We start from the raw sequence: 9,949 nt of genomic DNA on the forward strand, positions 1-9,949 counted from the left end.
CATAACTTGTAAATTCCAAATTTGAGTCATGGCGAAAGTTTATAATCATAAAGAAATTGAAGTTAAGTGGCAGCAATACTGGGAGCAGCAGAAAACGTTCATGACGCCTACTTTAGGATCGCGCCCTAAATACTACGTGTTAGACATGTTCCCTTATCCCTCTGGACAGGGACTCCATGTTGGCCATCCTAAAGGTTATGTTGGCAGCGATGTCATTGCTCGCTATAAGCGTATGCAAGGCTATGATGTCCTTCATCCAATGGGTTGGGATGCCTTCGGTTTGCCTACTGAACGTCAAGCAGCTAAAGAAGGTATTCATCCAGCTGTGGTAACGCAACGCAACACTGATACTTTTCGCCAACAACTCAAGAAGCTAGGTCTCAACTACGATTGGAGTCGAGAAATTTGTACTAGTGATCCCAGCTACTATAAATGGACACAGTGGATCTTTCTAAAGCTTTACGAACAAGGCCTTGCTTATCAGGCAGAAGTTCCGGTGAACTGGTGCCCAGCACTGGGGACTGTTTTGGCAAACGAAGAAGTCAAAGATGGTGTCTATGTAGAGACAGGTGATCCTGTTGAGCGCCGTCTCATGAAGCAATGGATGCTTCGGATTACAGCATATGCTGATCGATTGCTCAATGATCTGGATCTGGTTGATTGGCCAGAAAGCCTGAAAGAAATGCAGCGAAACTGGATAGGTCGATCTGAAGGAGCACGTATTCGATTCCCAGTAGCACATCACTCCTCCTCCTTTGAGGTATTCTCTACACGACCAGATACCTTATTCGCTTGCACTTACTGTGTTCTTGCACCTGAGCATCCATTGGTTTCTGAAATTACTACTGAAGCTCAAAAGCAAGCAGTATCCAATTACGTGGAACAGACAAGTCGTCTCTCAGAACGTGAGCGCATAGCTCAAGCAGAAATTAAAAGTGGAGTTTTCACTGGAGCCTATGCAGTGTGTCCAGTGAATGGGCAGCTTATTCCTATTTGGATTGCGGATTACGTTTTACTAAGCTACGGGACCGGTGCAGTTTTTGGTTGCCCAGCTCATGATGAGCGTGACTATGCTTTTGCTAAACGCTTTGGATTACCTATTTTAGAAGTCGTTAGTGGTGGTGATATTCAGAAGAAGGCCTACACTGGCGATGGAGCGCACATCAATTCTGGTTTTCTAGATGATTTAAACAATGAAACAGCGAAGAAGCGGATAATTACTTGGCTTCAGAAGCATGGTTGTGGTGAAGCTCAAGTTACCTATCGTTTAAGAGACTGGTTATTCAGTCGTCAGCGTTACTGGGGGGAACCGATTCCTGTCCTGTTTAGAGAAGATGGGATAGTTACTCCTGTACCTGAAGATCAATTGCCTGTTGTTCTGCCGCACCTGGATGAAATAACGCCTACTCCAGATGGACAACCACCATTAGCAAGAGCAGAGGATTGGCTTCATACGATAGATCCTCGAAGCGGTAAGCCAGCCTTACGTGAAACAAATACAATGCCTCAATGGGCTGGTTCTTGTTGGTATTATCTTCGCTTTATTGACCCCAATAACAGTGAGGAGCCTTGGAGCAAAGAGGCTGAGCAACATTGGATGCCTGTCGATTTATATGTGGGAGGAGCAGAACACGCTACGCTTCATCTCTTGTACGCAAGATTCTGGCACAAGGTGCTCTACGATATTGGTTACGTATCAACACCGGAGCCTTTTCACAAGCTATTCAACCAGGGAATGATTTTGTCACGTAGCTTTAGAGATGTACGTGGAAAATATTATTACCCTTATGAAGCCATAGAGAAGGATGGCGGATGGTTTCTCAGTAGTACTGGTGAACCACTCGAAACCAAAATTGAAAAAATGAGCAAAAGCAAGTGTAATGTGGTAACGCCTGACGAGGTTATTGAAGAGTATGGAGCTGACAGCTTACGCCTGTACGAAATGTTTTTGGGTCCATTAGAAGAGGAAGCATTGTGGCAGACTGATCAGATCTTAGGAGTAAGACGTTTTCTTGAGCGAACTTGGAGACTTTTCTTCGAGAAAAGATATTCATCAGGATCTAGCACTTTTCAACAAAGCGACGAGGAACTAGAAATTCTTCTCCACAAAACTATCAAGAAGGCTACAGAAGACATTGAAAGCCTAAGATTCAATACTGCAATTAGCCATTTAATGAGCTTTGTTAACGAAGCGACAAAGAGATCTTATGTTTCAGATACTACCTTGAGCATTCTCGTACGGCTTCTCGCTCCCTTTGCGCCCCACATTGCTGAAGAATTGTGGGAATATCTTGGCAATGAAGATAGTATTACCTATGCTCCTTGGCCACAGTATGACCAAGAGAAAATAATAGAAGAGAGTGTAAACATCGCTGTTCAAGTGAGTGGAAAGCTTCGTAGCGTTGTCGAGGTGGCTCGTGGTTCAACAGAGGAAGTAGTGAAGGAGATAGCTCTTCAAACTCCTCAGGTTGCCAATCATTTACAAGGAAAGTCAATTGTGAAGACTATCTTTGTGCCAGACAAGCTAATTAACTTTGTCGTTAAAGGGACTTAGTATGACTTGCAGCATAAAATAAACTTTTAGTTCAAGATATGCTTCATAAAGCATTAACCATCGGATGGGGGGGATAAGTTGGTCTGGCATACAACACATAATGAATTTGTTGATAGCTGGGATGCTTTCAGTTTTCTGGCTACTTCTACCAGTTTGAGCAACCCTTCAATTCGGCGTAAATAGAAGGTTCGTGCAACCAGGGGCAACCAGTCATTGAAATCGTTGACCAGTAAGGGGTTCAGGCATTATCCACTTCTGATGATTGACCCCAGTTTTTACTCCTCAAGCATAAGTAAAGCTAATATATATGTTTAATTGTATTTGACAAAAAACCTAAAATTTGCAAAGAGAAATGTGGGGGAGAAAATATCTTTGCCGAAAATGGAAGTTGGACAGTAATAGATAGCATGGGTCAAGTCCTCATGCTTGCATATATCTCTTCATCATACTTTGCCTAAAATGATGCGAACTAGGCAAAATTAACATTTGTATTTATTATCAATTAAGCCTAAAAAAAGGGTAATTTTTACAAAACTTTACAAGGCTGCACCTGGTGACACGAACCTTCTATTTTCGCCAATTCCAATGATAGGATGGCTGGAGCAGTTTGTCTTTATAGATGTATTGTGGCTGGTTAATTTCAATTCTCCATCTTCGGCGGTATAAATCAGCCACAACATAACCCGGATTTCTCACAAGACTTTAAAAAATAGGGGTCAAAAACTGCCAAAATGTATGTTGCAAAACTATTCCAGCAGTTTGAAGCATGACCCCAAATAAAAATCATTCTATACCGGAACAGTTCATATTTGGACAAGTAAAGTCATGTCCAGTTATAGTTAATTTCAAGGGTGTCGGCGAGTACATCGGATGCAGGATTAATATTAATTGCGGAACTAGATAGCAAAAGAAAAATAACATCACGATTTGCGGCATGTTTCAAAGATTACCGAAATCCAAATAAAGTTTTATATCCAGCTCATAACTTAATAGCGCAAAGGATATATGGCTTAATCATGGGTTATGAAGATATAAATGATCATGAAACTCTACGTCACGACCCAATATTTGCACTTGCGGTTGGAAAGGTTATTAACTCAGAACAAGAATTAGCCCCTTTAGCAGGAAAAAGTACCCTAAACCGTCTCGAACATTGTCCAGAAGACGTAGATTCAAGAGAAAACAGTCGGTATCACCGTATCGAATATGATGCTCTTACGATAGAAACACTTTTAGTTGAGCTATTTTTGGAATCTTATCAGAAGCCACCGCGACAGATAATAATAGACTTAGATGTTACGGATGATTTAGTACATGGTCATCAAGAAGAAACATTCTTTAATCCTTATTACAGAGGATATTGTTATGCTCCACTTTATATTTTCTGTGGTAAACAAATACTAGCCACAAAACTGCGTGCGTCTAACTTAGACCCAGCAGCATGGGGGTTAGAAGAATTACAAAGAGTCATAAAAATAATACGCTTGCGATGGAAAAATGTAAAAATTATTATTCGTGGAGATAGCGCTTATTCGAGAGAAGATATCATGAGTTGGTGTGAATCTCAAACTGGAATTGATTATGTACTGGGACTCGCTCCAAATAATCGTCTAATCCAATTATCTAAATCAATACATTATAGAGCATCCCAAGAATACTCAGGAAAACTGAAACCCATAGTCCAGTTTTTTGAAAGCTTATTTCCTCCATCACCAGATTTGAAAAAAGACGCAGCAGCATTCGTTGATAACTCAGTTTGGTATTGTTCTCTTGACTATCAAACATTAGATAGTTGGAGCCGTAGTCGTCGTGTTGTTGCCAAGGTCGATTATAGCGCGAGAAGAAATTGATACTCGCTTTGTAGTGACCTCGCTCCCTGTTAATAAAATTCCTCCAGGACGACTTTATACTCAAAAATACTGTCCGCGAGGAAATATGGAGAATTCTCTAAAAGAACAAAAATTAGGATTACAAAGTGATAGAACAAGTACTCATACATTTGAAGGAAATCAATTACGTTTATGGTTTGCATAAGAGTGCTTACATTTTAATGAATGCCCTGCGAGAGAAATGTTTAGTCAATACGGAATTCAAAAATGCAACTGTTGAGACTATACGCACTAAATTATTAAAGCTAGGGGCTGTTATTACTATTAGCAAACGACGAGTTTTAATTGCAATTAGTCGTGCTTGCCCTGATCAGGAGATTTTTGTAACGGTTAGAGAGCGTTTATCTCGACTTCCTTGTCCTGGTTAGTAATGACATTATTGAATGAATTCATAAGTAATAGCTAATTCTGATTTTTAATAACTATTATTTAGGTTATTTTAATTGATTTAACCCACAAATTAGCATGTCAAATTTTATGGCTAAAAAGTTTGTGTTTCAGTATTCATCAGTTTTAATGTATTTTATGTATCTTGGATATACTCGGTTTTTACTTTGAGTTACTTACCCTCTATAGGAATTTTGATAATGTATCAATTTAATTATCCCAAATCGGGCTAATCCAAAGCTTTTTTTCTCACTCGTGAGAAATCCGGGTTGATGTAAGCTGTGATATCACCCGAAGTTTGAAACGAGTGGTAATTCTTGAATACATCATTGACTAAACCAACGAATACTTCACCAATTGCAGCATTGTTTAGCCCTGGAGATTTAATCAAACTTTTAAGATGTCTACGCATGTGCGCTAAACATTTTTGTGTAAGTGTTCAGGTACATTCTCATTTAACCGTCGATACTAAACTCTAGTTAGAAGAGGGATAACCATTTTTACAAATTAAAATCTTGATTTTGATATTGAACTTGTACCAATTCTCTATGTATGTACAAAAGGCGATTATTATATCATCTGAGATGATTATTTTTACTACGACATTAGAATAAGTTTTTTTAACTTATCTTTTTATTTATGATTCTAATAGTTCAACTAGATATTAATATACTTTATGGAATCTGATAAATAAGCGTTTTAGATTAATTTTTGTGCTGAAGCTGTTGTTTATGATTAATTTCTACTCTTTTAAAGTATCAAAAATTATCTAATAGGTCATATAAGAATACAGAATATCAAATTACAAGAAAATCCTAGAACATGTCATGCTTTATACAGTAATAATTATTATTTTATATAATTTTTACTCAAATTCAAATCTTTGCAGATATTACAATCTGTCATTACTATGTTAATTTTTTTTATTTCGTTTTTTTTGCCAAATCTATGATTGTATAAGGGAAACAAAATTAGTAAATTATTACATATCATTTAGTGACAGCATTTTACGCTACTATTTGAAATAGTGTTTGTTTATTGACGCTCACATTTGAAGGCTACCCGGAAACGTTGCTCATCTTATTTGAACAAATGCAGAACAATCCTGTCTTTACAGAGAAAGTTCTACACAAGGCCAAATTACTTGCTGCAAATGATTGACGACCGCATTGGGAGTGAGATCAGCGACCCTGACATTTGCCGATACTTAACTCTCGAAAAGGTCGCCTGATAAAGCTTCCAGTCAAAAATCTTACTTTTCCCAAATCCATTGGATTTGGCCGACTTAACACGCTATGGAAGGCTGTACCATTTAAACCTCACTGAATTTTGCAGCCTGAAATCCTTATGGCGTTTTAGCTGTTATGTGGCGGCAAACGTCAGCGGGGCGTGATCTTACCCCGCAAAGGGAGAATCCTACTACTGTCTCAGCAGCAATGACCATTAACCTGAAGGCTGAAGCCGTGCTTGATGCTGAAATCCATCTTAGGAAAATGCCAAGTGTCTTATTGCTCAGGGAGCCACATCGCATTTTTGTGACGGGAGCCATCCCATGAATGCTGAATTGCTTGAAACTTACTTGTCTTATTTCATTTGTAGTGGTTTTTTAGAGACTCCTCCACTCAAAAATTTTTAAATTTACTAAAAAATAGTTTAGTCTGAAAAGGGATTTTATCTGTAGCTTTTGGTGAGTTCAAACATTACTCTACATTGCTAGTGAATTATGTTATTAACTTGCATTCTACACAGGTATGTCTGTAGCCTGCTAGCTATAAGTATCAACAAGGATACTAGATTTATTAACCTGCTTAAAAATTTAGATTTAGGTGTCTTATTCTGGGTAATTTCTGTGGTTAGCATAATAGCTGTCCTCCTAAGACTTTTATACAGAAAGCTCATACTCCAAGGTAGCGTTTACCCAAAACAGCTCCACGATCAAACACTTGAAGTAGTAATTAACGAGACTCACCGAAACCTCATTGAAATAAAATCCCTGATAGATAATAAAACAACCAAGCTAGAAGACACCATCAATCAACTACACAATGAACTAAGAAAGCAGTTGCAGTTCAAAGAATCGCTTCTGTTTCTTTTTAAGGTATTTGAAGAAGCTAGTGAGGCAATATGTGTTACAGACTCTGATGGAAAACTCACTGAGATTAATAAAGCTTTCCTAAAATTATTCGGGTACTCAATAGACGAGTTAAATGCAGCTGGCGGTTTATTCACTCAGTTTGTAACTTCTGAAGTTGGACAAGAGATTCATAACCTCATACTTAATGGATATAGCTGGAAAGGAGAGGTAGAAATGCATGTGCGCCACAGCAATCTAATCCAAATCCAACTTTACGCCGAAGCCATAGAAAACCAAACAAATCAGATAATAGGAATAGTTTTTATTGTCACTGATGTCACTAAGCACAAGCAAATAGAAGGTAAGAATTCAGGCCTAAGGTTGTGGAATTAAAGATGGAGCAAGTTGAGAAGGATAAAGTTGAGCCTGGAGAGCTTGCTGAAAAAAATGAATTACAGACTGACCTTGACGACAACAAGTTTGTACTTAAGTCCGAAGCCTCATTTTCTCAAACCCTTGCTACATAAGCTTTACGCCAAGTGTTTCTTGAAGGCACCCCACTGGCGGCGCACTGCCCGTTATGAATGAAAGAAACAGTCTTGAATGGGACTCATTAACAGATAAATTTATAAGTGTTCTGACAGTTAAAACCGGATGCACAATAGTGTTGACAAAGCCTGATTGAAAGCATGGTTCTGGGGAAAATGGTTATGGCATTGGTGAAGGAGTATTATCCTATCCCGTTTCAGAGATTATCTATTATTACCGACCCAGGTCAGGGCATTTTTAATCATAAATATCGGGAAGCCTGCGATGAAATTGCCACCACATCAATCTCACGCATCAGTCTAACAGAGAAGAAAAAAGACTTGACTCATCTGGAGGCTCACATTTAGAGCAGATAAATGAGAATGCAGCTGGTATAGACGCCGGGTAGTGGCGAACATTGGGTATGCGTTCCTCCAGGTAGAGACGAGAAAAATGTGCGGCTCCAAAGGATGTTTTACCCCGGATTTGATGGCAATGGCAGATTGGTTGACTCAATGTGGGGTGACAACTGTGGCGATGGAAGCAACAGGAGTATATTGGATTGGAGTATTTCAAATCTTGGAAGCAAAAGGGTTTGAGGTCAAACTGGTGAATGCTCACCATTTCAAAACAGTGCCAGGACGCAAAACAGATGTACTAGACTGTCAATGGTTACAGCGGTTACATACTTACGGTTTATTATCTGGTTCTTTTCGCCCCGAAGACCAAGTTTGCGTCCTACGTAGCTACGTTCGCCAACGAGAATGCTTAATCAAAAGTGCTGGCATTCATGTGCAAAGGATGCAAAAAGTACTTATCCAGATGAATTTACACTTACATAAAGTGATTAGTGATATTACTGGTTTAACTGGAATAGCAATTATTAGGTCAATTGTCGCTGGTGAGCGAAACCCAGAGGTATTAGCTAAACTGAAAGACCCTCGAATCAAGAGCAGTACAACAGAGATTGCAAAAGCCTTAACTGGAGACTATCGCAGTGAACATGTATTTGTCCTTAAGCAAGAACTAAGCCTTTACGAGGTTTATCAAAAAGAGATTTCCAGTATCGACACTGAAATTGAAAAATGTTTAGCATATGAGTGAAATTAAGGTAGAAAACGAACCTCCTCCAAGCAAAAGAAAACGCAGAAAAAAGCCAATAGGTAACAATCCAAATTTTGATTTACGTCAATATCTTTACCGGATTGCAGGCGTAGATTTTACCCTTATAGATGGTCTTGATGTTTTAGCTGTACAAACCATCTTGTCAGAAGTTGGATTAGACCACGAACGCTTCAAGAGTGTTAAGCACTTTTGCTCTTTGATTGGGCATCTTGATACTCCTTTCAAAAACGCAAGTTCTGGAGTTCTCCAGCTTTGAGCTTTTGGAATTGTAAGAGTGTATCGGGAAGGTTAGGAAACAGATAAAGCCCGGTTGATTCATCCTTGCTAATGGCGATCGTTCCGTTATGAATGCGATCGTAGATCCAGTGGGGTGAAAGTTCTAAAGACTGGGCAACTTGAGGAACCGTAAGATAACCCGAAATCTCGCGGGGATGAGACTGGCTACGGTTTTGAAAAATATGATGTTTAAGCCGGATAGTTTTGACTGTACTGGGCAGGAGAGTTTTGCATAGTGGCGATCGATAACCTTGTGCCGTCAGTTGTTGAGCGATAACTTGGTCATCAATACTTTGTTGGCTCAAACTAACAACCTGAGTTTCCAATTCCTGGGCATTGGTGAGTTCAGCCAATGAACCAACTGGGATTGGCAGGTCAACATTAGTAGTGTCACCACCTTTCCAAATAATCCGAGTGCGAACTGTATCACGTGCAACACGATGAATGACGACCTTATCAATGAGGCAGCGTAGCAGAGATTTTTTTTGCACTTGTGTCAAGGTGCCACTGTGCCAAAGTTCAGGGAGCCTTTGTCCAATGTTAATAAAAGCAGTTTTGAGTTCTTTTGGTAGGTGATCTACTGTTTGAGGCTGCTGACGTTGAGCATAGTTTTCTTGGGCAAGTTTTAGTTCGCGTAAAGCGTTTTCCCAACGCTGTTCTAGTTCGGCCGCTACCAATCGGTTATCCGGGTCAACCCGGTTAAACTGTCTTTCTGCTAGTGCTACTTGATACTGTAAACGTTGTATTTGTTGAGAGTGCGCTCGTTCCACTGTCTCTTGAGACTGCTGTTGGGTTTTGACAGCTTTGTGATAAGCATCTAGCTCTACAACTGACAAAGCTTCTAAAAAGGCATTGACTACGTACTCATCAATTGCATCAGCAGGAATATACTGACAAACAGGCACACGATACTGCTGCCGTAAGGAGTTACAAATATAGCGGGTTGCGCCTTTGTACTGGACAACCATCTTGTGACCACATTCACCACAGTAAACTATCCCATGCAGTAATGCTGCACCAGGGCGAGGGATACCACGAGTTTTATTGCGGTCATACTCAGCATAATTATCCATAAGCTGTGCCTGATTACGCTCGTAGGTTTGCCAACTGATGTAA

The 9,949-nt window shown here is 39.6% G+C and carries 8 protein-coding genes and 1 pseudogene; 7 read left to right on the plus strand and 2 right to left on the minus strand.

Annotated features, from left to right (window positions below; translation table 11 throughout):
* Positions 1-28 precede the first annotated feature (28 nt).
* Both leuS and FIS9605_RS35875 read left to right on the plus strand, forming a co-directional pair.
* Positions 29-2,554 carry a leucine--tRNA ligase gene (leuS, locus tag FIS9605_RS0100370; RefSeq protein ID WP_026730815.1) on the plus strand — a complete coding sequence of 842 codons (2,526 nt, stop codon included), beginning with the start codon at positions 29-31 and terminating at the stop codon, positions 2,552-2,554.
* Positions 2,555-3,320: 766 nt separating this feature from the next.
* Positions 3,321-4,811, plus strand: a pseudogene (locus FIS9605_RS35875) (IS1380 family transposase).
* A gap of 248 nt (positions 4,812-5,059) precedes the next feature.
* On the opposite strand, the gene FIS9605_RS42170 reads toward FIS9605_RS35875, so the two are convergent.
* Complete coding sequence (locus tag FIS9605_RS42170; protein WP_155960316.1) at positions 5,060-5,242, minus strand: hypothetical protein; 183 nt, start codon at positions 5,240-5,242, stop codon at positions 5,060-5,062.
* A gap of 1,311 nt (positions 5,243-6,553) precedes the next feature.
* Between FIS9605_RS42170 and FIS9605_RS0100390 the strand changes: the two genes are divergently transcribed.
* The 5 genes from FIS9605_RS0100390 (at position 6,554) to FIS9605_RS43725 (ending at position 8,813) form a co-directional block, all read left to right on the plus strand.
* On the plus strand, positions 6,554-7,297 hold the full coding sequence (locus FIS9605_RS0100390; protein WP_026730817.1) for a PAS domain-containing protein: 744 nt from the start codon (positions 6,554-6,556) through the stop codon (positions 7,295-7,297).
* Positions 7,298-7,299: 2 nt separating this feature from the next.
* Positions 7,300-7,431: a hypothetical protein gene (locus FIS9605_RS45940; RefSeq protein ID WP_269320997.1), complete on the plus strand. Its 132-nt coding sequence runs from the start codon at positions 7,300-7,302 to the stop codon at positions 7,429-7,431.
* 183 nt (positions 7,432-7,614) lie between these two features.
* The gene (locus FIS9605_RS0100400) at positions 7,615-7,800 is read left to right on the plus strand and encodes a hypothetical protein (RefSeq protein WP_155960317.1); all 186 of its coding nucleotides are present in this window, start codon (positions 7,615-7,617) and stop codon (positions 7,798-7,800) included.
* Positions 7,801-7,885: 85 nt separating this feature from the next.
* Positions 7,886-8,536 (plus strand): IS110 family transposase, encoded by a 651-nt coding sequence (locus tag FIS9605_RS43720; protein WP_197035974.1) that lies wholly within the window; start codon positions 7,886-7,888, stop codon positions 8,534-8,536.
* A complete protein-coding gene (locus FIS9605_RS43725; RefSeq protein ID WP_197035975.1) occupies positions 8,529-8,813 on the plus strand; it encodes a hypothetical protein in 285 nt (94 codons plus the stop codon). Before FIS9605_RS43720 ends, FIS9605_RS43725 begins: the two co-directional genes overlap by 8 nt.
* Here the strand turns inward: FIS9605_RS43725 and FIS9605_RS35890 are convergent.
* A partial coding sequence (locus FIS9605_RS35890) for a zinc ribbon domain-containing protein (protein WP_035139286.1) occupies positions 8,779-9,949 on the minus strand: 1,171 nt, incomplete at its 5' end. The genes FIS9605_RS43725 and FIS9605_RS35890 overlap by 35 nt on opposite strands.

The organism is Fischerella sp. PCC 9605 (assembly GCF_000517105.1).
Lineage (GTDB): Bacteria > Cyanobacteriota > Cyanobacteriia > Cyanobacteriales > Nostocaceae > PCC9605.

Coding starts and splice junctions, on each gene's coding strand:
- FIS9605_RS0100400 (WP_155960317.1), top strand. CDS start 7,615: ATGGCATTGGTGAAGGAGTATTATCCTATCCCGTTTCAGAGATTATCT.
- FIS9605_RS43725 (WP_197035975.1), top strand. CDS start 8,529: ATGAGTGAAATTAAGGTAGAAAACGAACCTCCTCCAAGCAAAAGAAAA.
- leuS (WP_026730815.1), top strand. CDS start 29: ATGGCGAAAGTTTATAATCATAAAGAAATTGAAGTTAAGTGGCAGCAA.
- FIS9605_RS45940 (WP_269320997.1), top strand. CDS start 7,300: ATGGAGCAAGTTGAGAAGGATAAAGTTGAGCCTGGAGAGCTTGCTGAA.
- FIS9605_RS42170 (WP_155960316.1), bottom strand. CDS start 5,242: ATGCGTAGACATCTTAAAAGTTTGATTAAATCTCCAGGGCTAAACAAT.
- FIS9605_RS43720 (WP_197035974.1), top strand. CDS start 7,886: ATGTGCGGCTCCAAAGGATGTTTTACCCCGGATTTGATGGCAATGGCA.
- FIS9605_RS0100390 (WP_026730817.1), top strand. CDS start 6,554: ATGTTATTAACTTGCATTCTACACAGGTATGTCTGTAGCCTGCTAGCT.